Source organism: Roseateles sp. (assembly GCF_047654805.1).
In the GTDB taxonomy this organism is placed as follows: domain Bacteria; phylum Pseudomonadota; class Gammaproteobacteria; order Burkholderiales; family Burkholderiaceae_C; genus Pelomonas.
The window spans coordinates 4,252,046-4,275,080 of record NZ_JASGIV010000001.1 but is presented as its reverse complement, the minus strand read 5'-3'; the positions used below and the strand labels follow the sequence as shown (position 1 = coordinate 4,275,080).

The following is a 23,035-nucleotide window of genomic DNA, read 5'->3' as shown; positions in this document are numbered from 1 at the left end:
GAAGGTCATGGTTGCCGCCCGAAGTGACCGTTAGATGACGCCTTCATGGCGAAGGCGCTTCCATCTAGGGGGATAGCCCGAACTGGTTCTGAAGCCGGGCCTGAGCATGGCGGATCGAAAACGGGCGGTAGAAGGCCGCCACGTAGAGTCCAGCAGCGACCACCGTCAACTGCGCGGCAATCAGGGCTGCCCCCAGGCTGACGCAGGAGAGGCAGCCCTGGGTGTGAAGTGCATTTCCCGCCGCTACTAGCAAGCCAATGACCGCCGCGATGGTAATGATGCAAATCACCCGAGCGCATGCGATGGCCGCTCGCAGCCGGAGTGAATGGCTGTTCCGCACCGTCCCACGGTGCGACGCACTTGCCGCGGAATCACATGCCCAAAACACGCAGAAGGCGCTCAGCCACCCTTGGAACTGGAGGTGCCGGAGCGCATAGATCTTCGTGGGATCAAGCCGTCGGAAGTCGTCGAAGCCCTCGACGAGCAAGATGCGGCGGTTGAGGCGATCCTGCCAGCCCGGGCGCCTGTCGAACTTCCGGGTCAGGAGCGCAAGCACGCAGCGCCTGGGCCTCAGGACCAGCTGCCACCACCGCAACCTGTATGTCATCACGTAGCTCACGGGCGGAAGTTCGGCGAGCCGCTCCATGAGCGTGCCGTCGGCGTTACCAGCCTCGTTGAAGAACTTCAGCGCTTCCCGAAAGCGCCGCTCGTTCTCGAAGTCCGGTAACTCCGGTGGGCTCATGGCCGAACGCCGAGGAGGGTCTCGATCTCATTCTTGCTGTTGGCGATCGCCGCAGCGCCAGCGGGGGCGAGATGCTCACGCCTCTGGCGATACAGGCGCTCAACGAGCGCCCATTTGTAGTCGTCCGGGCAGTCCGCCCAATGAAGGGCGCAGTACTGACCGACATCCCTGACGCACGACCTGATCAGCTTCCAGTCGTCCCCCGACACGCTGACCGCGGATGCACCTGCCAGCACGACGCCGATGTCGACCCCAACCTCCTGCGCCGCCTGGAGGTAGCTCGTGTTGAGTGCGTTCTGGTCTGTCTCAAACCGGTGCTGAGTCATCAACGAAACATCGCACGCCTCGCCAAGTCGCTTCTGCGATAGGCCAAGCCGTTCCCGCTCGCCGCGCAGCCGAGCGCCGATGCCTTGAATGACCTTTAACATTTTTGTAGAAGAAATCTTATTTTCGAGATATCTTATGGCATTCAACAAGACAGTGCTGTAGTGCTTGAGCAAGAACGCCTGACCCAAGTTAAGGAGGCCTTCGAGGCCCGCGGCTTGTCGATCGCCGAGTGGGCGCGTGCGAATGGCTTCGATGCGCCCATGGTGTACGCCGTCCTTGCGGGACGCGTGCAGGCCAGGCGCGGTAAGGCACACCGCATCGCGATGGCGCTTGGCGTGAAGCAGGCGCCGATACACGCCGACTGGCTGGACAGGGTGTTCACCGCTTCCAAGCCAGCCGTCCCCCGAAGCTCTCAGCTCGAGGAGGCCACCATGTAGAAAAAAGAACGCCGACCCATCCGAAGATTGGCCGGCGGTCCCGCTTCGAGAGGAACTCCCTAAGCTGTGGCAGGCCCGAGTTTCCTCCTCCGCGGGACCCCAGTCAAGGCCGCCTATGCGCGATGCGCAGGGCGTTGACTCCCAAGGAGGTTCTATGAAACCAGCACGGCGCGTCGTCACGCGCTCGCCGCACAAGAACGTCGGCGTGGTCTGCTGCCCCTGGCTGCAAGTTGATCCGATCGAGTTCGAGTCCATCATGGAGCGATGGTTCCTGACCGTCGCGGTGCTGCTGCCGCGTCTGCAGCGAATCGAGCATCAGCCTTTTCGACTCGAATTGCCTCCACGAGAGGACAGCACAAAGCCCACAACCTATGTGCCGGATTTCTTGCTCACCTTCGACTCCGGCGAACAGGTCGTCATCGAGGTCAAGCCTTCAGCGTTTTTGAAGAAGCACCACGCAAAGCTGACGGCGGCTGCTGACGCTCTTAGGGCGCAAGAGAAGACCTTTTTTGTCATCACGGAGAAGAATCTTCGATCGGCCGGACCAATGGCCGACGCGATGCAAATCCGTCGGATCGCCAGGGGTGAGTTTCCCGATGCCGATGTTGCTCGAACTTTAGCGGTGCTAGCCGATGAATCAGGCTATGTGGCCGCCGGTGAGCTGAGCGCTCGCGCCGGCGTGGGACGCGACGTGGTTGCGTGGCTCGTGGGGCGGCGCTTGGTTGGAACCAAGGCTCCCCGCGTCGTTGATGACGCAACCCTTCTGATTCATCTCGACAAGGAGGACTGCCATGCCGCGCTATCAGTTGGCCGCTGGTTTGCTGCTACGCCGTGGTGAACGGGTGCTCGCCGTCCGCCGGATCATTGACAACAAGACGGTTGTGTTGGAAGACCAGGCCACCGGAGCGTTCTCGAACTCGTCGGTGGCCAAGCTGTCGGCCGATGTTCTGGATGGCACGTTGGCACTGGTGCACACCACATACATCAGCCCGGACGCAAGTCCGCCCGAAGAGAAACCGATCGACCTTGTGGCGTCTCTGGACTCGCTTCCGGAGCGATATCGCAAGGAACTGCTTCGGAAGCGTGCATACATTGCGCATCTGCGGCGCCACGGCCTAAGCCGTGGGATGCGACGGGACATCAAGAAAAAGCTTGCGGCGCTTAGGGCACGGCTTGCTTCGAACGGCGAAGACGGGTGCGTTGACGATGATCCGACGGAGAAGGAGCTGCGTGGGCGGTTGACCCTGCCCGTGCCATCAGCGTCCACCGTCATGAACTGGTGGCGTGTGTTTGAGATCGAAGGCAGTGCACCCAGCGCTCTGATCAGCAAGAACGTCGACCGAAAGCGCCGCCGAGTCCTGCCGGACTTCGTCTTCGCTATCGTCATGGAAAAGCTGCGGGGCCACTACTGCACCCGGGCTCAGCCTCCGTTGACGGATACGGTCATCGAGATCAACAAGCGCCTCGAGCACCTCTCACACCTCGGCGATCCTTATCAGGTTAGCGAGTCAACAGTACGCCGCGCGCTGACCGAGATTGAGCCTTTCGCGGTGGATGCGGCGCGACACGGTACGGCGTACGCCCGCAACAAGTGGAGATACAGCTTGAAGGGGGTGTGCGCAACCCGGCCCCTTGAGCGTGTTGAGATCGACCACACGCTGTTAGATCTCGTGGTCGTCCATGACGCGAACGGCATGCCACTCGGACGCCCCACGGTCACCATGGTCGTGGATGCGTTCTCTGGTTACGTCCTGGGCTTCTTCATCAGTTTCTGGGGGACCGGGCTGCCTTCAACCCTGAGCGCCATCCGGCAGGCCGTGCTCCCCAAAGACGAGATCACGGCAGCAGCGCCCGGCTTGAAGCGCCCTTGGCTTGCCTGGGGGTTGCACGATCTGTGGGTGGTCGACAACGGCCTCGAATTCCATTCGCCCCAGTTCCGCCTTGCGGCACTCGAGATGGGGGGCGACGTGCTGTTCTGTCCAGTCCGCCAGCCTTGGTTCAAGCCGGTCGTCGAACGGACGATGCTGGACTTGAAGATGGCCTTGCCCAAAGAGGGGCTCGTCAGGAAGGGCCTGACCAACGAGCTTCCGCTCGATCCACTCAAGTCGGCCTGCATCCGTTTCAGTGACCTTTGTTTTGCTTTGCTGAAGGCATTTGTGGACGAGCATCCGACCCAAGTGAACGATCGCCGGCTCGCGCGCCCGTTGGATCTATTCGCCGAAGGGCTGGACAGCATGCCCATGCCCGAGCTGCCCGCCGACCTGAAGTCTTTCGATTTGCTCGGCTGCATGTCTAGGCAGTTGACGGTCGGCAATGAGGGGGTCGTCATGGAGTACCTCCGATTCAATTCGAAAGAGCTGCAGGACATCCGTCGCCGGACAGCCAGTACCTTCCCGACCATGGTGAAGTTTCAGCCGGGGGATCTGGGAATGGCTTACGTCCAGGATCCGGCTAGCAAGCGCTGGTTGTGCGTTCCCTCGACAAATCCGGAATACACCTCCGGGCTTTCTCTCATCCAGCATCGGGCGATCCGCCAAATGCGCAAGGACCACCTTGAGAGCATCGGCGCGGAGAAGCAGTACCTCACCGCCAAGGCGGAGCTCAACGAAATCTGGGCGAATGCAGTGAAAGTCGGCCGAAAGCTGAAGGGGCTGCAACTACGGGCCATGCAGGGTCTCACGTCTGCCGACGTCCTCGGTGGTGCTGCCCCTTCATGCCCACCGCCGGACGAGTACTTGTCGCGCGCCGAGGCCGATCCGACCGAGGGCGTTGAGCGCGATGTCCCCTCCTACGAATCTTTCCAGATGGAGTGACACATGACCTCACAGGTATTGTCTGCAGCCCACCTGGCGTGCCAGCAAATCGGTCAGGCGGTGGTCCTGCACGACGCATTCAAGCAGGCCCGGGACACGATCATCGACCTCGTCGAGGTGGCCGAGATCAGCCGGACACCGTTCGGTGCCAGCGTAATGGGGCCAAGCGGCATCGGCAAGAACACCTTGATCAGCGCCCTTCAGCAACAGGTCGGCAGCGCTGATCTGCTTGGCGCTCGACCGCTTGCCCTGAGCCTGTCGATCCAGGCAACGCCGTCCGTAGGCCAGGTCATCGCTTCCATGCTGACGCAGCTGTCCTTCCCCCCGACGATTCGGCCGGCGAAGATCTATGACCAGTCAGAGGACCTGATCTCGGCCCTGAAAGAACAGCGGATCAAGCTGCTGTTCATCAACGAGGTACATCACCTCACGCAAGGACAGCGAAAGTTGTCCGGGAAGACGATCACGGACTACCTGAAGCTGGTAGTCGACGAGACCAATATCGTCGTAGTCATGCTGGGCGTCGCCGGAGGGGGATACCTGGAACAGCTCAATGATCAGCTGTTCAGCCGGGCGCCGGCGCGGTGCAAGTTGGAGCCGTTCTCGGCCAACGACAAATGGATCGGCTTCCTGCAGGCGCTGGCAAACGAATGCAGGGCCTTCGACATTCACATCGCGCACCGCAAATTCAGTCGGCAGATCCACCGTGCGACGCATGGGCTCATTCGCCCGTTGAAGCAGCTCCTCGAAATCGCGGTCCACTTGGCAGCAAAACGAGGGTTGCTGGCCATCGACGAGCAGTCGCTTTTCGATGCCTTCGCCGTGTTGTTTGGCGCGAGTGGAAGCGTGGCGAATCCATTTCTCAAGAAGGTCGTCCATGCTGCGCCAGCTGCCGCGTAGTGACGAGGCCTTCGCGGATGAGGCGGTCCTCGGCTACGCCTTGCGCATGGCTGAAGCGAATCGGGTTCGAGGCCTTGCTGGCACGGCGCGTCTGCTTGGCTGCAGTTCGGTTGTGCGAGGCGGCGAGGCGCATGCGGCGGCCATCGCGCAGCTCTACGGTGCGTCTCCGTCGCGCCTGATCGCACTCGCGCCCCATCAGTTGCGCCGTGACGGTGAGCTTCATATCTCACTGATGGGCCGTGAGCTCTCAAAGCCTTGGCTGCTGCGATCACATCGCCCGCAGGTGTGTCCGACGTGCCTTGCTGTCGACGGCTATGCGCGTGTCGACTGGGACGTACTTTTCATGACCCGGTGCAGGCTGCATTGGACGCCGCTCCTGGATCAGTGTCCGAACTGCAAGGAGGCCTTGTGCTGGCGGCGCATGACGCTGACGCGCTGCAGGTGTGGACAAGACCTCTCCCGGATTGATCCGGGCAGTCCATCGGACGGCGTGCCGACGTGGATGACTGCATGGCTTGCAGATCGCATGGATCTGCCGGCCGTAGCGGGGGTGCGATCGGTCAGTCACGGCGATCTGGATAAGTTCTTCGATGCGATGTCGGTTGATGGGGCATCGCGGTTGATTTGGGCGCTGGGCGTCAGGCGCAGCCAGCACGACAACGTCGATCCCGGGAGGACACACGGCCCGATGCAGACCCGGGAGGTTGAGGCAATGGTCGAGCGTGCGGGTGCTCGTCTGCGGCAGATTGTTTCGGGCTCAAGGCCGGCGGATGAGATCACCTTGGCCGTTCACATCAATGCCCTCGTCACCTTGGCGGCACGGGGCTTGACTGACCATGACCGTCGGACGTCCACCCAGTTGGTTGCCAAGCTTGGCTTCAGGACGTGGAAGAGCGCCCGTCTTCGAGATCGAAGTCCGCATGCGCAGTTGGAACTATTTGGATCCGTGCTGGGCTGACGATCGGGAGATACCCATGCCTTACCGTCTCCATGGCGCCCCGGCGCCGTTTCCGACTGAGTCCCCCAACTCCTGGCTGCAGCGCCTTGCGTATCGCTATGACCTTGGCTTCGCTGACTTGCAGGAGGCGGTGGGAGCGCGGTGGAACTTAGACGCTGACGTCGAGTTGTCGCGTCCAGCTTATGGTGCGCTCGCTCGCGCCTGTGGTCGGCCGGTGGCTGAAACCAGCTTGATGTATTCCATCTTTTGCGCCGGGCTGGGAGCTCAAGTGGCGCTTGGCGATTCTGACGGGCGACCGCTGTACAAGTTCTGCCTGGCCTGTTTCCAGGAAGACGCAGTTCCCTATCTGCGTATCGAGTGGCGACTGAGGCCCTGGAAGGCCTGCCCTCAACATCTATGTTCCCTGCGGCGGGCCTGTGGTGCCTGCGGCAAAGCTTGGCGCATGGAGAACGCAGTTCTCCGTGAGCGCCATTCGAAGGCGCGGACGCTTGCACATTGCAGATGGTGCGGCTTCGACCAGCGGAAGATGCCCCGGGATATGCCTTCCCCGAACCTTGCCCGCGACGCAGCGCGCGGTCGTGCGGTGCTTAGCGCGTTGGCAAATCGGCATGCTGAAGTCGTTCGGGGGGGCTCAATAACCAGGGTCAGCGCTTCCTTCTTGCTATCCAACCTGCACCGTGCTCAACCGTTAGCGACAGCCGTCGACGAAAGCTTTGTAAACCTGGTCATTGATCGGACGGCGACCATAGGAAAAGAGCGCTGGCTGGCTTTGCAGCGGGCCGGTATCGCCCCGCAACAACCGGGGCGCCTCTGCATCCTGTACGACAGGCATCACATCGGAATCAGAGATGGCGGCCGCGTACACAAACTCGTGTCGTTACCGGCGCAGCAGTGGCCGAACCGCGATAGACCGTTCGCGACGACGCCAAAAGCAGGCGAGTCCGTGGACTCGCTGAGTCGCACGTTGCGCTCAACGGGGACAGGAGCTCACGCTGACCTCGGGGGGGATGTGCATGGTGATGAGGAGTCCAATGAAGTGGTCTGTCGGCCTTGTGGTGCGACAGCTGCATGATGAAGAAGAAGTTTTTGCAGGCGGCGATGTTGATGGCCAAACGCAACTCGCCGTACTTGCCGTTGGCACAGGCCAGAGCGCTTTTGACCGACAGCTCGACGGCGCGGACGCTGATATTGCAAGCCGCAGACATGGTGACGGTCCGAGGCGCCGCCCGGCTTGCCGGCGTCAGTGTGGTCAAGATGCGCCGATGGATCATGGAGGTCCGCGTTATCGCGGTCATGGATGGGGCCGGCGTTGTAAATTGCCGCAGTGGCGGATTGCGTCTGAAATCTGAGAGGTTCTACCTGCGATACCAGCGCACAACGGGGCTCGACCTAGGCGCGCCGGGGAACGCCGGGGAATTCAGGGGGCTGAAGATCCGTTGGCCTCGGCCGTGCTGTCCAGGTCCCATCCTTCGCGCCGAGCGAGCTCCTTCAGGATCCAGCGCGCTTCAGCGGGACTCAGCTTCCAACGAAGCCGTTCATGCTCGATTCCCCGCCTCAGACGATCACACAGTTGCGCGGACGACCATGTCGGGTTCTGTGTTGCGAACTGGAGCGCAGCCTTCTGCAGCTGCTCGACCAAATCAATGCAGCCTTCATATCGGAGCTCCACTTCATCGGGTGTCATGCCGACCACATATCGCCCATCGATGAGACGTGCCACAAACTTTTCCGTTGAACCTGGTAGGGCGCTGGTCTCGATCGCGCGAGGGAAGTCGTTTGGAACCATTTGCAATCCTGTTGAGTCTCGCTGCGACCCGCATCCCTGCCAGCGTAAAGCTGCGAGGCCGCTTGTGCTGCGCGTCGTCACAGCATAAGCACTGACTGGCTCATCTGGTGAGCCAGTCACAGTCCCTGCCAGTCTCTGCGCAATGCCACATACCAGCCAACTCGGCATCCCGAGCCCACCAGGCACATCCCAAGTTCAACTAGATTCAATGACCTACGCCGCGCACAAACAGGGACACTGGAACCTTCGCGTGATCGAGTTCGACGCTGGGGAGGACTCGTACTGCGCTGTGCACGAGGTGTACTACGACGCGAACGGCCGCCTTCGAGGCTACTCGGTAAACCCGGCGGTCGTGATGTGGACCGTCGACGATGAGCCAGGCGCCCCTCAGAGGGCTCTCGAGAAGATTCAGCGAGCTCTCTCGGAGCCACCCATCAACGTGAAGGAGTTCGGATGACGTCGCTCAGAAAGCAACGCATCAGAGTCCGACGCATCCACCAGGTTATGCGCCGCCGGCGGCGGCAGGACGCCATCGATGTCCCGCGGCGTCAACTGGGTTGGCTCAAAGACAAGATCAACGTTGCCGCCGATTTTGATGCCCCGTTGCCGGACGAACTTCTGGATGACTTCGAGGGGTGTCGGCCTGGGCGCTGAAGCGCTGAGGCGCTGGCAAACCAAGTCTGGCATGGCTGTGGCCTGAATAGTGCTGGCGACTGCTACGACGGTGTAACGCAGATCCGCGCAAGGATGGCCATGGTGCCGCTGGACGAAGTCGATCCACCGGCGCTGGCCGAAGGCAAAGCCGCCAATCAGTTCTACGGCAAGCTGATGGATGGGGCGGTGGCGGCGGACAATTATCTTGAGCGCTCAGCGACAACTATCGTGAGCGGTTGACGCAGGCCGCCGGGGAGCGTTTTGCGGGTGGGTTCCTACAGTGGTTGGCTTCCAGAGGGAGGCAGCCACGGTGCCCGGCAAACGCATAACGGACCTGCAAGTGAGCAAGTACAAGGAACTGAGGGGCAAGCACAGCCAGGAGGCTGCTGCAGCCAAGACGGGCATCAGCGTGGCCAGCGCGCGGCGGCTGGAATCGGCGACGACATTGCCATCACAACGCCCACCGCGACACTGGCGCACCCGCGCCGACCCGCTGGCCGAGGTGTGGGCCAGTGAGGTGGTGCCCATGCTGGAAGGCGCACCGTCGTTGATGGCCGTCACCGTGCTGGAGGAGTTGCAGCGCCGCCACCCCGAGCGGTTCGCCGATGGAGTGCTGCGCACGCTGCAGCGGCGCGTGAGCCAGTGGCGCGCCGAGCACGGCGGCGAGCGCGAGTTGTTCTTCGCGCAGGAGCATCCGCCGGGCCGGCTGGGGCTGTCGGACTTCACTGTGGCCGACGATCTGGACGTCAGTCTGGGGGGGCTGGCCTTCCCACACCGGCTGTACCAGTTCGCGCTGGCCCACAGCGGCTGGCGCCATGCGAGGGTGGTCCTGGGCGGTGAGAGCTTCCAGAGCCTGGCTGCAGGGCTACAAGACGCGCTATGGATGGCCGGTGGCGTCCCGCAGGAACACCGCACCGACAGCCTGTCGGCGGCCTTCAACAACCTGGCCGAGCGCGAAGAGCTGACGCGGCGTTACCAGGCCCTGTGCAAGCACTATGGCATGCGGCCCACGCGCAATAACACCGGCGTGAGCCACGAGAACGGCTCCATTGAAGCGCGCCAAGGCAGCCTCAAGCGCGGACTGGACCAGGCTCTGCTGCTGCGTGGCAGCCGCGAGTTCGATGACCTGCCGGCCTATGAGCAGTTCGTGGCGGAGACCGTGCGCCGGCTCAACGCGCGCTGCGCGCGCGCATGGGAAGTCGAGCGCACCAGCCTTCAACCGCTGCCGACTCGGCGCACGTCCGACTTCGAGGAGATGGATGCGCGCGTTAGCAAGTTCGGCGTGTTCAGCGCCAAGGGCGTGCTCTACAGCGTGCCTTCGCGTCTGGCCGGTCAACGGTTGAAGGTGAGGCTGCACAGCACCTATCTGGACGCCTGGCTGGGCGGAGTGAAGGTCTTCGAGTGCGAGCGGCTGCATGCCAGCACGGCCGATCGCCACCCCAAGCGCATTGACTGGCGTCACATGCTGCCCAACTTGAAGCGCAAGCCCGGCGCCTTCGCGCGTTGGGTGTTGCGCGATGCGATGTTCCCGCGCAGCGAGTACGCCCTGGCCTGGGAGCACATTAGCCAGGCGTTGCCCGAGCGGGCGGCCTGCCGCTTGATGGTGGACCTGCTGGACCTGGCCGACCGAGCCAACGTGGTGGCAGAGCTGGCCATCGAACTCGCTCGCTTGCTGGATGGCGCCGAGCTCCCCGACATCGATGTGCTCAGGGACAGGTTCGCGCCACGACCGGCTGCGATGCCTCAGGTGGTCGTGGTGCTGCCGTCAGCGGCGGTCTACGACGAACTGCTGGAGGCCGCATGAGTGCCGACACCAATGCATCGGGGGCAGCGGTGCCACTGATGCTCACCGAGCTGCGCCTGCCGACCATCAAGCGCTTGTGGGCCGATGTGGCCGCGCAGTCCAACCGCGAGGGCTGGCCGGCCGAGCGGCTGCTGCACACGCTGCTGGGCCATGAGATGGCCGAGCGCGAGACGCGGCGCCTGGCCCGTGCACGGGTCGACAGCCAGCTGCCGCCGGGCAAGAGCCTGGCCGACTTCGACTTCGCTGCGGTGCCGGCCGTCTCCAAGGCCCATGTGATGGCGCTGGCCGAGGCCGACAGCTGGATTGCGCAGGGCCACAACTTGCTGGCCTTCGGCCCGCCGGGCACCGGCAAGACGCATCTCGTGGCGGCCATCGGCCACGCGCTGATCGACCGTGGGCTGAAGGTGCTGTTCGTGCGCACCAGCGAGCTGGTGCAGCGCCTGCAGGCAGCCCGGCGCGACCTGCGCCTGCCGGCGGAGTTGTCCAAGCTCGACCGGTTCGACTTGATCATCTTGGACGACCTCAGCTATGCACGGCGCGACCAGGCCGAGACCTCGGTGCTGTTCGAGCTGATCGCCGAGCGGTACGAGCGCAAGAGCCTGGCCATCACGGCCAACGCACCGTTCTCGGCGTGGGATGAGGTCTTCCCGGACAAAGCCATGACGGTGGCTGCGGTCGACCGCCTGGTGCATCACTCGACCATCCTGGAGATGAACGTGGACAGCTACCGACGCCGCGCTGCGTTGCCGGCGCGCCGGCAACGCAGCGCACCTCCAACACCGTGATCAACACCCATCCGCACCGCTCAAGATAGTTGACGCTGGCAGCTCAGGATAGTTGACGCCGGGCAGGGCGGAAGCAGTGGTCGTCGATGTGGATGGGATGAGCGGCGGGCCGATCTATGCGCGGCATGCAAATTTCAGCCACTCCCGGGCGCAAGGTTCAGCGTCACTTGATCAGCCGTTTCGGCAACGTCGGCATTTGAGAGCCGGTGGTGGCGCTCGATGACGGCGCAAGGCTGGAAGCGGACCAAGACTTCGGACGACTCGAACGGCTGCCCAGAAGCGTTCAGCTAGTTAGCGTGTGCTGCGTGGCTCTAGGCAAGCCTGCCAGCCGCTATCAGCTCACGATGATTGCAGTCGGCGGACCATCGTCCTGATCCAGGACATGGCGGTCTCGATGGCCCAGTCTGTCTGCGGCAGTGTCAAGGTCGGCATCGGCTGATCGCCTGGCCCGTGGCCTACCGCATTGCGAACCTTTATGAAGTAGTCTTTCAGCATCTCGCCTTCCCAAAGCTCAAGGAAGCCGTGATCCTTCTTCATCAAGTTGTCGATGTACTGCGCCGCACCTCTCTCCGTGCCTCTAGTCCATCCCTTCTCGGCCGAGACAATCTTGATCGTGCTCTCTAGTGCCTTGGCCGCATAGATCGCTGGATCCTTGCCATTGCTGTCGCGCTGGTCCAAAGCCTCCTTCATGTCTATATCGACGTTTGACCACTTGGGCTCAGCGACCAAGGTCCAGAACGGCTTAGAGACTTGGCGCTCGACGAGCTGGTCAGTTGCGAACTGGATGAAGCCGTTGTGGAAACTCAACGGCGCACCAGCTCGCCGGAAGCGCTCGTTGAGTTCCTCGACCTTCGCGTTGAACACATCGTTGACGGCCTTGTTTCTGGCGATTACGCCTTCAGCTGGGTCGCCTGGTACATGCAGACCTCGCCCTCGTGCCCTGGCCGCGTTGATGCTTGCATCGCGGATTTCAGTAGTCAGGAGGTAGTTGATCGCGGCAACCTCGGTGCCGCGCTTGCGCATCACCAGTTCGATCAGGCTAATGCGGGCCTTGATGTATGCGTCGGGGTCCCACGAGTCATTAAATGGGCCGGTTAGGAATTGCTCGAAGACGTGCTCGTATGAGTACCAGCCGCTGACCGGCATGTCGGTACCGAACGCATTCTTCTGGGTGTAGGAGTAGTAGCGAGGGGCAAGCTCCTTGCGTCCAAGTTCGTTGGCCAGTTGATCGTGCAGTTCCTTGTACATCGCGACGTTGATCGTGTTCTCTTTCCCATCGCGCCAGTACGGATAGACCTCCTTGATGAGGTTGTAGATCTGAGTCAGCAGGCGGCGCTCGGACTCGCCGAATTTGGTCCAAATCGGCTGGTCTTTATATCGGTCCGCGAAGATGTCAGTCAGCATGTTCTTTAGCTCTTCTCCCTGAGTCGCATCAATGCTAAGCGAACGACTGAAATGCTAGGTAGGTGATTCGACCGCAGCGGGGCCTTAGCGCCCGTCACATCGCGCGCTAAGGGCCCGCCAAGATCGCGAAACGGCACTCTCCGCTTGGAATTCTTTGTGTGTCGGGCATGGCCCGGTCAACGTCCGCACCCGCTGCCAAGCAGCCGCTCGTCAGGGGTGGCCGCCAATGCTCATGAACACTGGTTCAGCTGTTCATGGCGCTGAACTGGGCGCTCACGTCCACCGGAATACGCACGGCACAGGATCGACGACAAATGGATATACAAGGCGATCGGGGCGCTGAGTGCCTGGTACAGAGTAGACCGCATCGTGGCCTTCTGTCCCATTGCCCCCTTCGCCACCGCGGATGCGGATGCTTTGCACGGTGAACCTCAGGGATGAGGGCTGCTCAGCTTGGCGGGAATTCGACCCCGTACCCTGTTAGTCAGCATGCGAGCTGGCGAAGTGAGCGGCTGATGTGACCTGCAACCCGCCACCTGTACCAGGGCAATAGAGAAGAATCCGCGCACCGTAGTCAGTGCGGTCATTGGTGGAACTGCTTCGGTACTCGGCGGGGGCAAATTTTCTAATGGTGCGCGGACTGCGGCGTTTGGGTACCTCTTTAATTGCCTCGCCCACAAATGCAATGGCGCCGACTACGACTCGAAGGACCCGAACTTCCATGAGTACGGGCCATTTGCGAGTTCGATATGCGACACGGCGGCGGCGGGGTGCCTTGACGCCGCTCGGCAGCAGTTGCTGTGCAGCTCTGCGCCGGGTGCTGGCCAATGTGCTGTGGTTGGGAGAACAGTACCTCAGGAATTGAGCGGCCTTACCAGCGCGAATCCGATTACCCAGTACGCTCCGAACCAAGACATGGTCATCAATGGCACCTCGCCGGGCCATGTGTTCAACGATGGCTACGTTGTGCGATGGCTCTCGGTGAACGATGCGGGCATTGCTCAGATTTGGACCTATGGGCGAGGGGTCAATACAAACTTTTTAACGACGTTCGGCAATCAGTACGGTGGTGTAGCGATATTCAAATGGATGGGTCTGCGGAACTCTGCCAAGGCCAACAACCAAATCAAGAAGGATGGCGATGGGCCTTGAGTTCTTATTTGCGCCAATCACGATGCTGGTCTTTGCTGGCGTCATGTTCGGCCTAGTCCTGTTGCAGCGCCTACTGTTCCGCAGTGTCTTCGCAGTCTTGGGGGCGAAGCAGGTGACGGTTGGGTATGCCATCGTCTTGGTTCTGAGCCTTGTGCTTGGCGCTATCTCGGGTGGAGACTCTCTCAGAGCCTCGGCGGCCAATGGGCTGCTAGCGTGCTACCTCTCTCTGATGTTCGTCACGCTCGGCCTGTTGCCGCTCTCGCTGTTGCTGGCGCGGCGCGGCAAGGTCTCGATTGCCGCAGTAATCGGAGCGGGCGTCCTCTTGTCGATAGTCATCGGGGTCGGCATGGTGTTGACCGTCGGGCTTGATAGGGTCGTTGAGCGCGGCGCAGGGTGGCTGACCATGCAAGGCTCCACTCTCGGGTTTTTGGTAGCGGTGTCGATAGCCTTCGCGTTGGGCCAGAAAACGCGCTGATGGATGGCGGACAGCCGGGTCTGAAGCGCACCATCCCAGCGGGTTGCCTGAAGCCCGAGGAACATCGCTACACGGGGCAACAACTCACCCCGCCATGCAACCCCATCCCCAACCTTGCCCTTCCTGGTATGTCCTCGACGCCGCCGGCCCCGAGCCGGTGCACCTGCTGACTGCCACTGGCGCTGCCGTGACATTCCGCGGTTGGGATGCAGCCATAACGCGATACAACGGCGGCAGCGACCCGAACTACTTGTCGAAGGTGAAAACCCAATTGCAGAACCTGTCATGCGCAAAGCCACCATGCTGAAAACCTTCGCCGCTGTCGTGGTGGCAGTCTCGTCGGTGGGCTGTTCATTGGCCGCAGGATCTTCGGCATCGACGGCTCGATGCCTGGACGGTCGCCAAGCTGCGCTCAAGGCCGGAGGCTTCTCTGGGCCGCTGTTATGCGACGGGCCGCGCGCGTCCTTCAAGCTGGCGGGAACCATTCGCGGGACAAAGCAAAGCTACTTGGCATATGACTACAGGTATCAGTTCATGCCAGAGGGCGGCAATGTTCTGCATGGAGGGCAGCGCGTGCTCGTCCTGACTTCCGAGGGACGGTACGTCGGTCAATACGCGTTAACACCGCCACCGCCGTTGGATGTTGCGGTCAATGATGTTGCTATCGTCATCAGCATTGGTGGAGACCCCAAGGGCACGATTGAGTTCAAGGATGGCCCCCCACCTGAGGCCTTCGTGGATGGCGACAAGTTGACGTTCTTCAAGTGATCGTCAATATTGCTGTGATGAGCCGCGCGACCACGCCCGTGGTCAGCCCACCAAGTAAAGCTATTCCGCAACGCGTTGCGTCCCCGCCCAACCACTGGCGTGGTTTGCGGCCTACAGAGGGTCCCGCTTCGGGATGGGAGGCTTCTCGATGTTGGCCATGAAGTCCTTGGATGCCGCAGCCCACGCGGCTGGCGACACGCGCAACCACGGCCCCAATGTCTCCTTCAGGCAGGCGTGGCAGATGTCGAGTTCCACGTGATTGCCATCGCCAAGGTCTGAGCCCCAGCTCGCATCGAACTCGATCTGCAGGAAGTTGTTGAAGCCGTCGTCGACGTTGTGCTGCGCTTCGGCGCCGCAACGGTCGCAACGAAGCTGAAAAACAAACGGCTGCGGCCGGACATCTTTGATCCTCATGGCGGCTCCTGAAACCGCCACGGGGCGGCTTGCCGAATGGTACTTAGCCTCAGGTTTCTTGCTTCCTCTTCGCCGTCGTCGACAGGCGGTTCAAGGTGAGTTGGCCGGTCGCTGCGCACGACGACGGTGTTGGCCAGCCGGACCTACACGTGCCCACCTTCCCATTACGCATAGCAGCTGCTTCCTTCAGTCTGATCGATCAAGTCCTGTTTATTTAGACAGCACTTTCGGTTCAGACTTAGCTGGTGTCGGCAGGCGAAAGTTCAAACTTAGGCGACGAAGCGCGTCAAAGTTGTTTGACGAGCTTTCCGGCTGCCCCAGGGCGATCGGTTCAGAGTTAGCTGGCGTTCAACAGACGCGCCGGCATGTGTGGCGTTCGGGGCCTGCTGGTTGCAGCTGTCCCGACGCCCAAATGAAACGACCGCCGGGCGGCGGTCGTTGGCTGGGTGGGAGTGGCGGCCTAGCGCGACGCGCGCTTGCGGGTCCAGCCCAATGCGCCCAGCGCACTCAGAGCGAGGGCGATGCCGCCGGGCTCGGGCAGTTGCCCGCCGCCTGCGTTGGTCGTGAAGGTCAGGTTGTCAAGCAGGAACGCCTGGTTGTCGGCTTCGAACTTGACGGTGCTGGCCCCCTTGAAGCCGCTCAGGGAGATTACATTGGACCAGGTGCAGAAGAAATCGCCGCCGCAGGCCTGGGCGCCCAGGCTGTCGAGGCTGCTCAGCAGTGCGCCGGTCGCGTCGTAAATCGATACCGACAGCTTGGAGTCGCCATTGCTGCCGGAGTAGATGAAGGACAGCGCGTCGAAGCCGTTCCCCACCTTCAGCGTCATCGAGCTGGTCTGGTTGTCGTTCGGTTCGGCCAGCCACAGGGCGCCGCAATTGCCAACGCCGGGGAAGGCAATGGCGATGGGGTCGTTCGGGAAGCAAGACACATTCGCCGCCGTCCAGGCCGCGCCGGACGCCTCGACGAACCACGGTGCTCCTGCATACTGGTTGGTGAGCGGCGCGGTGGCCGTCACATCGTTGAAGTCCAGCGTGACCGTGCCTGCCATGGCCGGCTGCAGGGCAACTGCCAACGTTAGGGCCAGTAGTTTGCTCGTCTTGCGCATGGCGTTCTCCGTCCAGGATTCGAGTTGGGTTTGTGGAAGGAAATGTAAACAAGCCATCTCATAACCGGCTGGCCCCGCCCCCCTGCAGTTGAGGGGGCATCAGGGGCCGGGGGGCGCCGAGCTTGAGGGGGGTGCCTGGCCTGTGCCGCGAGCCCGTCGGAAGCTGCCGGAGCGGTGCGAAGGCCTTGGCTACACTGCCGTGGGTGGAAACCAAATGGCTTGAAGACTTCGTCAGCCTGGCCGAGACGCGCAGCTTCTCGCGCTCCGCCCAGCTCCGCCACGTGACCCAGCCGGCTTTCTCGCGCCGCATCCAGGCGCTGGAGGCCTGGGCCGGCGTCGACCTGGTCGACCGCTCGTCCTACCCGACGCGGCTGACGGCCGCGGGTGCCACGTTGCTGGCCCAGGCGGTTGAGCTGCTAGGCCATCTGCAGGCCACGCGCAACATGCTGCGCAGCCATCAGGCGGCGGATCAGGACATGATCGAGTTCGCCGTGCCGCATTCGCTGGCCTTCTCCTTCTTCCCTCACTGGCTGATGGGTCTGCGGCGCGGCTTTGGCGCCATCAAGTGCCGGCTCAATGCAGCCAATGTGCACGACGCGATGCTGCAGCTGAGCGAAGGCAACTGCGACCTGCTGCTGGTCTACCACCATGCCAGCCAGCCTTTGCAACTGGACCCCGAGCGTTATCAGATGGTGTCCCTGGGCCACGAGACGCTGTCGCCCTATGCCAGGGCCGACGCCCAGGGCGAGCCGATGTTCCGCCTGCCCGGGCGGCCGGGTCAGAAGATCCCCTTTCTGAGCTACGCGGCAGGGGCCTATCTCGGCCGGCTGGTCGAGCTCATCGTCAAGGAGGCCGACTGTGCCTTGAACCTCGACGCGATCTACGAGACCGACATGGCCGAGGGCTTGAAGGCGATGGCGCTCGAAGGTCATGGTTTCGCCTTCCTGCCGGCCAGCTCAGTGCAGAAGGAGCTGGCCGGGGGGCGCCTCGTGCCGGCCGCAGCGCCGGGGACATTCAGCCTCAGCATGGAGTTGCGGATCTACCGCGAGCGCCCCGAGCTGTCGCGCCGCCAGAAGCCCGCGGCCCAGGCGCTATGGGACTATCTCGCGTCAGCAGCGTGACGCCGACCTGCTGTGCGGGCCGCGTGAAAACCCGTATTCGGACAGAGTGAGAGGCGTGGTCTGCTTGGACCTGTTATCGATGTCCCACTTCCCTGTTGTTGGAGTCTCCATGAAGAAAGTTCTGCTCGTCGCCGCCCTGCTGGCTGGTGTTTCGGCCGTGCACGCCCAAGACACGCTGAAGAAGATCAAGGACAGCGGCGTCATCACGATGGGCGTGCGCGAGTCCTCGGGCCTGTCCTACACCATTGGTGACGGCAAGTACGTCGGCTACCACATCGATGTCTGTGAGCGCGTCATCGCCGACCTGCGCAAGCAGCTGGGCGTCAAGATTGACGTCAAGTACCAGCCGGTCACGTCGGCCAACCGCATCCCGCTGACGGTCAATGGCACCGTGGACCTGGAGTGCGGGTCTACGACCAACAACGTCGCCCGTCAGAAGGACGTCGCCTTTGCCGTGACGACCTATGTCGAGGAGGTGCGTATTGCCGTGAAGGCCAATTCCGGCATCACGTCCATCAACCAGCTCAATGGCAAGACCATCGCGACGACCACCGGCACCACTTCGGTGCAGACGCTGCGCAAGCACGAGCGGGCCACCGGCGTGGACTTCAAGGAAGTCTTCGGCAAGGACCACGCCGACAGCTTCCTGCTGCTGGACTCCGGCCGTGCCGACGCCTTCGTCATGGACGGCTCCATCCTGGCCAAGAACATCGCGACGTCCAAGAATCCGGCCGATTTCAAGATCGTCGGCGAGGTGCTGTCCGTCGAACCCATCGCGATCATGATCCGCAAGGACGACCCAGCCTTCAAGAAGGCCGTGGACGACAGCATCAAGGCGCAGATCAAGTCCGGCGATCTCGCCAAGACTTACGACAAGTGGTTCCTGCAGCCGATCCCGCCGACCAACACCAAGATCGGGCTGCCGCTGTCCGCCGCGACCAAGGAAGCGTGGGCCAATCCCAACGACAAGCCGATGGAAGACTACGCGAAGAAGTGATTCGCGCAGTGACCTGAAAGACCTTGGAGCGGGTGCCTGGCACCCGCTTTGCTTTAGATGCGAGGCTTGAGGAGAGGGCCATGAGCTGGGACTGGCAGTTCTACTGCAATGACACCGCCACCGGAGAGGCCGTCGCCGGCTGCTTCGGCCCTGGCGGCAAGGAGCAGACCTATCTGCAGTGGATGCTGCACGCCTGGGGCTGGACGTTGACCGTCTCGCTGCTGGCGCTGCTGCTGGCGCTGGTCGTGGGCTCGCTGATCGGCATCATCCGCACAGCGCCCAACCGATGGCTGGCCCGCTTCGGCGAGGCGTGGACGGAGCTGTTTCGCAACATCCCGCTGCTGGTGCAGGTCTTCCTCTGGTACCACGTGCTGCCGGCACTGTTCCCGGTCCTGCGGGATAACCTGTCGTCCTCGGTGCTGGTCGTCTTCGCGCTGGGCTTCTTCACCAGCGCACGTATCGGCGAGCAGGTCAAGGCGGGCATCCAGACCCTGCCGCGCGGCCAGCGCTATGCCGGGCAGGCCATGGGCATGACGCTGCCTCAGACCTACCGCTTCGTGCTGTTGCCCATGGCCTTTCGCATCGTCATCCCGCCGTTGACGAGTGAGAGCATGAACATCGTCAAGAACTCCGCCGTGGCCTTCGCGGTCAGCATCCCGGAGCTGGCGCAGTTCGCGCAGCAGGCGTCGGAGGAGACCTCGCACTTCGAGGAGATCTTCATTCCCGTGACGCTGCTCTATTTCGTCTCCGCCTTCGCGATCAACCGCATCGCCAAGTTCATCGAGGGGCGCGTGCGCATCCCCGGCACGGTGGGAGCGAAGTGATGTTGAACCTCGACTACTCCTTCCTGAACTGGGCCGTTATCCAGAGCTTCATCGCCAAGGGTTTCTGGTTCTCGATCCAGCTGACCCTGGTGTCCATGATTGGCGGCATCATCCTCGGCACGCTGCTGGCGATGATGCGGCTGTCCAGCCACCGCTGGCTATCGGTGCCGGCGGCCTTCTACGTGGACACGCTGCGCTCCATCCCGCTGGTGATGGTGATCCTGTGGTTCTTCCTGCTCATCCCCAAGCTGCTCGGGCCGCTGGGCGGGCAGATGTCGGCCTTCATCACTTTCACGTTGTTCGAGGCAACCTACTACTCCGAGATCATGCGGGCCGGCATCCAGTCGGTGTCCAAGGGGCAGGTCAATGCCGGCTACGCGGTGGGCATGACCTATGGCCAGACGATGAGGTTCGTCGTGCTGCCGCAGGCCTTCCGCAACATGCTGCCGGTGCTGCTGACCCAGACCATCATCCTGTTCCAGGACACGTCGCTGGTCTATGCGGTCGGCGAGTACGACCTGCTCAAGGGCTTCGAGGTCGCGGGCAAGAACTTCAACCGTCCGGTCGAGACCTATCTCGTCGCCGCCGTTGTCTACTTCGTCATCTGCTTCGGCCTGTCGCAGCTCGTGCGCCGCCTGCAGAAGAAGATCGCCATCATCCGTTGATTGGGGGCCACCATGATCGACATCAAGAACATTTCCAAGTGGTACGGCAGCTTCCAGGTGCTGACCGATTGCACGACGTCCATCAAGAAGGGCGAGGTCGTTGTCGTCTGCGGGCCCTCGGGCTCGGGCAAGTCGACGCTGATCAAGACGGTCAATGCGCTGGAGCCCTTCCAGAAGGGCGACATCGTCGTGGACGGCATCTCCATCGCCGATCCCAAGACCAACCTGCCCAAGTTGCGCTCGCGCGTTGGCATGGTGTTCCAGCATTTCGAGCTGTTTCCGCACCTGTCGGTGACTGAGAACCTGACCATTGCACAGATCAAGGTGCTGGGCCGTTCGCCGGCCGATGCCAAGGCCCGCGGCCTGAAGATGCTGGATCGCGTGGGCCTGTCCGCCCATAAGGACAAGTTCCCCGGCCAGTTGTCCGGTGGCCAGCAACAGCGCGTGGCCATCGCGCGTGCGCTGTCCATGGACCCCATCGTCATGCTGTTCGACGAACCGACGTCGGCGCTGGACCCGGAGATGGTCGGCGAGGTGCTGGACGTGATGGTGCAACTGGCCAACGAGGGCATGACCATGATGTGCGTGACGCACGAGATGGGCTTCGCCAAGCGCGTCAGCAACCGCGTCATCTTCATGGACGCGGGCAAGATCAACGAGGACTGCAGCAGCGCCGACTTCTTCAACAAGCCCGATGAGCGCTCGCCGCGCGCCAAGGACTTCCTCGCGAAGATCCTGCAGCACTGAACTGCTGCGGCATGAAAGCGGGGCCGCTCGCACGGGCCTGGAGAATTTCTTCGGCTGGATGAACCGCGACATGCTGGTGGGCCGGCGTCAAGAGACGCATCGTGGACGAGGCCGCTCTGCGGCTCATCCGTGCCAGCGGCGAATGTGGCGAAACGGAGGGGGCGAGCAACAGCCGCCACTGGTAGAGCACAGCGACGGCCCACTCAAGATGGCCCCGACCATCAACCACTTCGAGCAGCTGGGCCTTCCCGGTCTCGCATCATCCGGAACTCTCGAACCGCCCGTTGCGGAGTCGCATGCCGGCCGGTGCGCGAGGGGCTCAGGCTACAAGGACTGACTCCTGCCCCGATTCAGGGCTCGATTGCCGCGCCCACCAGCGCGCCAGCCGCCACAGTGCCGATGCGCGTCGCCTTGCCGGATGTCAGGTCGATGCGGTACCAGATCGACTGGCCGCCCATCGTGATGGCCGAGTAAGCCGCATTGGATACATCCGAGATGTCCAGCGTTGCCTTGTCGAACGATCCCACGCCCAGCGAGCCAACCGTGTAGAGCCGCCCCGTGTTAGGCGAAACGATCGGCTGTGCGCCTTCCTTGCTGCCCTGGTGCACCAGCACACCCTGGCGGCCGTCCAGCGCGTAGTTGGTCGTGATCTTGTCGTTGTCCTTGTTGTACGTGTAGCCGGCCGCGACGACACCAGGTCTCTTGCCGGCATTCACGTCCGCCGCGTCGTAGGCCAGCCTGCCGTCCAACTGCACTCCGGGCTGGTCCGGATCGCCGTCGACGATGGCGCCGGTGTCCGGGTGCAGGCGCAGGTTGTCGCCGGCGTCGTTGACGACTCGGATGCGGTCAACTGTCGGGTTGAAGTCGAAGCCCCACTCGGTGGTGCTGCCCCCAGGTAGCGCGCTGGGCGCGCCGACCGTGGCGAGCGCGCCGGTTTTCGTGTCGATGCGGTAGAGCTGGCCGCTGGCACCCAGGCCGAACAGCTGGCCCCTGGCGACGCGGTAGTCGATGCCTACCAGCCGGTCACCTGCGTTGAAGCCGGTCAGCGGCTTGCTGGACAGTGTTTTCTGCGGCTGGCCGGCATTGAACTGCACCAGCAGCTGACTGGCTGCCGTCACGGCGTAGATTGTCTCCCTGGTTGGCGGGCCGACCTGCTCCGAAGGCGCGCTGGCGCAGCCGGCGATCAATGCGGCGGAGGCAACAAGTACGAGTGTGTGACGGGACATGGCAACGCCTTTCGGTTTCCAGGGGCGAACGCTTTATACGTTCACTGCCCGGTGTCACTGTCGGGCGGCTCGGCCCAGCGACGGCGAACTAGAGGAACATGCCCCCCGAGGCTTCGATGCGCTGGCCGGTGATCCAGCCCGCATCACGCCGCATCAGTGTGGCCGCCGCGCCGCCGATGTCCTCGGCCTCGCCGACGCGGCCCAGCGCGGTGACCGACGCCACGAAGCGGGCCACGTCGGCGTTGTCGCGCACTGCGCCGCCGCCGAAGTCCGTTGCGATCGCGCCGGGCGCCAGCGTGTTGACGCGGATGCCGCGTGCCGCCAGCTCCTTGGCCTGGTAGCGGCCGAGCACTTCCACGGCCCCCTTCATTGCGGCATAGGCCGAGTAGCCGGGCAGCGTGAAGCGTGCCAGGCCGCTGGAGATGTTCAGCACGCGCGCGCCCGTTCTTTCTCCGGTTGCCAGCAGCGGCAGCAGTGCCTGAGTCAGGAAGAACGGGCCGCGCAGGTGGATGGCCACCATCGCGTCGAACTGCGCCGGCGTCGTCTCAGCGAAGCTGGCGTGCGCGCCAGCGCCGGCGTTGTTGATGAGGCCGTCGAGCGTCTTCGCGCCCCAGTCGGCCAAGCCGTCACGTAACCGCGCGGCAAAGCCGGCGAAGCTGGCCGCGTCGGCCACGTCCAGCCGGAGCGCCTGTGCGCGGCGGCCCAGCGCCTGGATCTGCGCGACGACGGCGTCAGCCGCGCTGGCGGCTTCGCGATAGGTCAGCACGATGTCGTGCCCGTCGCGGGCCAGTGCCAGCGCCATCTGGGCGCCCAGGCCTCGGCTGCCGCCGGTGATCAGGGTGATGGGGTGGGGCGTGGAAGTCATGGGTGCTCCGTCGGGTGGTTGGGTGGGACGGAGGTGAATTTATTGTTCGACTAGAAATGGATAAAG

The 23,035-nt window shown here is 62.9% G+C and carries 27 protein-coding genes; 19 read left to right on the top strand and 8 right to left on the bottom strand.

Annotation, left to right across the window (positions count from 1 at the left end; genetic code table 11):
* Positions 1-64: 64 nt before the first annotated feature.
* Entirely contained in the window at positions 65-742 is a 678-nt protein-coding gene (locus QM732_RS19430; RefSeq protein WP_415657738.1) for a hypothetical protein, read from the bottom strand.
* Entirely contained in the window at positions 739-1,242 is a 504-nt protein-coding gene (locus QM732_RS19425) for a helix-turn-helix domain-containing protein (protein ID WP_415657737.1), read from the bottom strand. The genes QM732_RS19430 and QM732_RS19425 overlap by 4 nt, the downstream gene beginning before the upstream one ends.
* On the opposite strand from QM732_RS19425, the gene QM732_RS19420 reads away from it, so the two are divergent.
* The 6 genes from QM732_RS19420 (at position 1,231) to QM732_RS19395 (ending at position 7,249) form a co-directional block, all read left to right on the top strand.
* The gene (locus tag QM732_RS19420; RefSeq protein ID WP_415657736.1) at positions 1,231-1,506 is read left to right on the top strand and encodes a DNA-binding protein; all 276 of its coding nucleotides are present in this window, start codon (positions 1,231-1,233) and stop codon (positions 1,504-1,506) included. The genes QM732_RS19425 and QM732_RS19420 overlap by 12 nt on opposite strands.
* A gap of 154 nt (positions 1,507-1,660) precedes the next feature.
* Positions 1,661-2,344: a Tn7 transposase TnsA N-terminal domain-containing protein gene (locus QM732_RS19415; protein ID WP_415657735.1), complete on the top strand. Its 684-nt coding sequence runs from the start codon at positions 1,661-1,663 to the stop codon at positions 2,342-2,344.
* The gene (locus tag QM732_RS19410; RefSeq protein WP_415657734.1) at positions 2,298-4,319 is read left to right on the top strand and encodes a hypothetical protein; all 2,022 of its coding nucleotides are present in this window, start codon (positions 2,298-2,300) and stop codon (positions 4,317-4,319) included. Before QM732_RS19415 ends, QM732_RS19410 begins: the two co-directional genes overlap by 47 nt.
* 3 nt (positions 4,320-4,322) lie before the next feature.
* The gene (locus QM732_RS19405; protein WP_415657733.1) at positions 4,323-5,219 is read left to right on the top strand and encodes a TniB family NTP-binding protein; all 897 of its coding nucleotides are present in this window, start codon (positions 4,323-4,325) and stop codon (positions 5,217-5,219) included.
* Positions 5,197-6,177 (top strand): TniQ family protein, encoded by a 981-nt coding sequence (locus QM732_RS19400; protein ID WP_415657732.1) that lies wholly within the window; start codon positions 5,197-5,199, stop codon positions 6,175-6,177. The genes QM732_RS19405 and QM732_RS19400 overlap by 23 nt, the downstream gene beginning before the upstream one ends.
* Complete coding sequence (locus tag QM732_RS19395) at positions 6,140-7,249, top strand: TniQ family protein (RefSeq protein ID WP_415657731.1); 1,110 nt, start codon at positions 6,140-6,142, stop codon at positions 7,247-7,249. Before QM732_RS19400 ends, QM732_RS19395 begins: the two co-directional genes overlap by 38 nt.
* Before the next feature lie 345 nt (positions 7,250-7,594).
* On the opposite strand, the gene QM732_RS19390 is transcribed toward QM732_RS19395, so the two are convergent.
* Positions 7,595-7,963, bottom strand: coding sequence for a hypothetical protein (locus QM732_RS19390; protein ID WP_415657730.1), 369 nt, complete (start codon positions 7,961-7,963; stop codon positions 7,595-7,597).
* A gap of 250 nt (positions 7,964-8,213) precedes the next feature.
* Here QM732_RS19390 and QM732_RS19385 point away from each other — a divergent pair, with 250 nt between their 5' ends.
* From QM732_RS19385 to istB, 5 genes are all read left to right on the top strand, one after another.
* Positions 8,214-8,420 carry a hypothetical protein gene (locus tag QM732_RS19385; protein ID WP_415657729.1) on the top strand — a complete coding sequence of 69 codons (207 nt, stop codon included), beginning with the start codon at positions 8,214-8,216 and terminating at the stop codon, positions 8,418-8,420.
* Positions 8,417-8,617, top strand: a complete 201-nt coding sequence (locus QM732_RS19380; protein ID WP_415657728.1) for a hypothetical protein — start codon at positions 8,417-8,419, stop codon at positions 8,615-8,617. The genes QM732_RS19385 and QM732_RS19380 overlap by 4 nt, the downstream gene beginning before the upstream one ends.
* Positions 8,618-8,716: 99 nt before the next feature.
* Positions 8,717-8,857 (top strand): hypothetical protein, encoded by a 141-nt coding sequence (locus tag QM732_RS19375; protein ID WP_415657727.1) that lies wholly within the window; start codon positions 8,717-8,719, stop codon positions 8,855-8,857.
* 70 nt (positions 8,858-8,927) lie between these two features.
* Positions 8,928-10,421: an IS21 family transposase gene (gene istA / locus QM732_RS19370; protein WP_415654706.1), complete on the top strand. Its 1,494-nt coding sequence runs from the start codon at positions 8,928-8,930 to the stop codon at positions 10,419-10,421.
* A complete protein-coding gene (gene istB / locus QM732_RS19365; protein WP_415654705.1) occupies positions 10,418-11,206 on the top strand; it encodes an IS21-like element helper ATPase IstB in 789 nt (262 codons plus the stop codon). The genes istA and istB overlap by 4 nt, the downstream gene beginning before the upstream one ends.
* Before the next feature lie 339 nt (positions 11,207-11,545).
* On the opposite strand, the gene QM732_RS19360 is transcribed toward istB, so the two are convergent.
* A complete protein-coding gene (locus tag QM732_RS19360; protein WP_415657726.1) occupies positions 11,546-12,610 on the bottom strand; it encodes an AbiJ-NTD4 domain-containing protein in 1,065 nt (354 codons plus the stop codon).
* Between the two features lie 861 nt (positions 12,611-13,471).
* On the opposite strand from QM732_RS19360, the gene QM732_RS19355 reads away from it, so the two are divergent.
* The 3 genes from QM732_RS19355 to QM732_RS19345 all read left to right on the top strand — a co-directional run bounded on the left by QM732_RS19355 (position 13,472) and on the right by QM732_RS19345 (position 15,005).
* On the top strand, positions 13,472-13,762 hold the full coding sequence (locus QM732_RS19355; protein WP_415657725.1) for a hypothetical protein: 291 nt from the start codon (positions 13,472-13,474) through the stop codon (positions 13,760-13,762).
* Positions 13,752-14,237 (top strand): hypothetical protein, encoded by a 486-nt coding sequence (locus tag QM732_RS19350; RefSeq protein ID WP_415657724.1) that lies wholly within the window; start codon positions 13,752-13,754, stop codon positions 14,235-14,237. Before QM732_RS19355 ends, QM732_RS19350 begins: the two co-directional genes overlap by 11 nt.
* 285 nt (positions 14,238-14,522) lie before the next feature.
* Complete coding sequence (locus QM732_RS19345) at positions 14,523-15,005, top strand: hypothetical protein (RefSeq protein ID WP_415657723.1); 483 nt, start codon at positions 14,523-14,525, stop codon at positions 15,003-15,005.
* Between the two features lie 111 nt (positions 15,006-15,116).
* Here QM732_RS19345 and QM732_RS19340 read toward each other — a convergent pair whose 3' ends face one another.
* Positions 15,117-15,419 carry a hypothetical protein gene (locus QM732_RS19340; RefSeq protein ID WP_415657722.1) on the bottom strand — a complete coding sequence of 101 codons (303 nt, stop codon included), beginning with the start codon at positions 15,417-15,419 and terminating at the stop codon, positions 15,117-15,119.
* A 460-nt stretch (positions 15,420-15,879) separates the two neighbouring features.
* Entirely contained in the window at positions 15,880-16,524 is a 645-nt protein-coding gene (locus QM732_RS19335; protein ID WP_415657721.1) for a hypothetical protein, read from the bottom strand.
* Between the two features lie 203 nt (positions 16,525-16,727).
* On the opposite strand from QM732_RS19335, the gene QM732_RS19330 reads away from it, so the two are divergent.
* The 5 genes from QM732_RS19330 to QM732_RS19310 all read left to right on the top strand — a co-directional run bounded on the left by QM732_RS19330 (position 16,728) and on the right by QM732_RS19310 (position 20,878).
* On the top strand, positions 16,728-17,645 hold the full coding sequence (locus QM732_RS19330) for a LysR substrate-binding domain-containing protein (protein WP_415657720.1): 918 nt from the start codon (positions 16,728-16,730) through the stop codon (positions 17,643-17,645).
* A gap of 109 nt (positions 17,646-17,754) precedes the next feature.
* Positions 17,755-18,642, top strand: a complete 888-nt coding sequence (locus tag QM732_RS19325; protein WP_415657719.1) for an amino acid ABC transporter substrate-binding protein — start codon at positions 17,755-17,757, stop codon at positions 18,640-18,642.
* Positions 18,643-18,722: 80 nt separating this feature from the next.
* On the top strand, positions 18,723-19,466 hold the full coding sequence (locus QM732_RS19320) for an amino acid ABC transporter permease (RefSeq protein ID WP_415657718.1): 744 nt from the start codon (positions 18,723-18,725) through the stop codon (positions 19,464-19,466).
* Complete coding sequence (locus QM732_RS19315) at positions 19,466-20,131, top strand: amino acid ABC transporter permease (protein ID WP_415657717.1); 666 nt, start codon at positions 19,466-19,468, stop codon at positions 20,129-20,131. Before QM732_RS19320 ends, QM732_RS19315 begins: the two co-directional genes overlap by 1 nt.
* Before the next feature lie 12 nt (positions 20,132-20,143).
* The gene (locus tag QM732_RS19310; protein WP_415657716.1) at positions 20,144-20,878 is read left to right on the top strand and encodes an amino acid ABC transporter ATP-binding protein; all 735 of its coding nucleotides are present in this window, start codon (positions 20,144-20,146) and stop codon (positions 20,876-20,878) included.
* Positions 20,879-21,228: 350 nt separating this feature from the next.
* Here QM732_RS19310 and QM732_RS19305 read toward each other — a convergent pair whose 3' ends face one another.
* Positions 21,229-21,996, bottom strand: coding sequence for a DUF4394 domain-containing protein (locus QM732_RS19305; protein WP_415657715.1), 768 nt, complete (start codon positions 21,994-21,996; stop codon positions 21,229-21,231).
* A gap of 196 nt (positions 21,997-22,192) precedes the next feature.
* Entirely contained in the window at positions 22,193-22,969 is a 777-nt protein-coding gene (locus tag QM732_RS19300; RefSeq protein WP_415657714.1) for an SDR family NAD(P)-dependent oxidoreductase, read from the bottom strand.
* Positions 22,970-23,035: the final 66 nt, after the last annotated feature.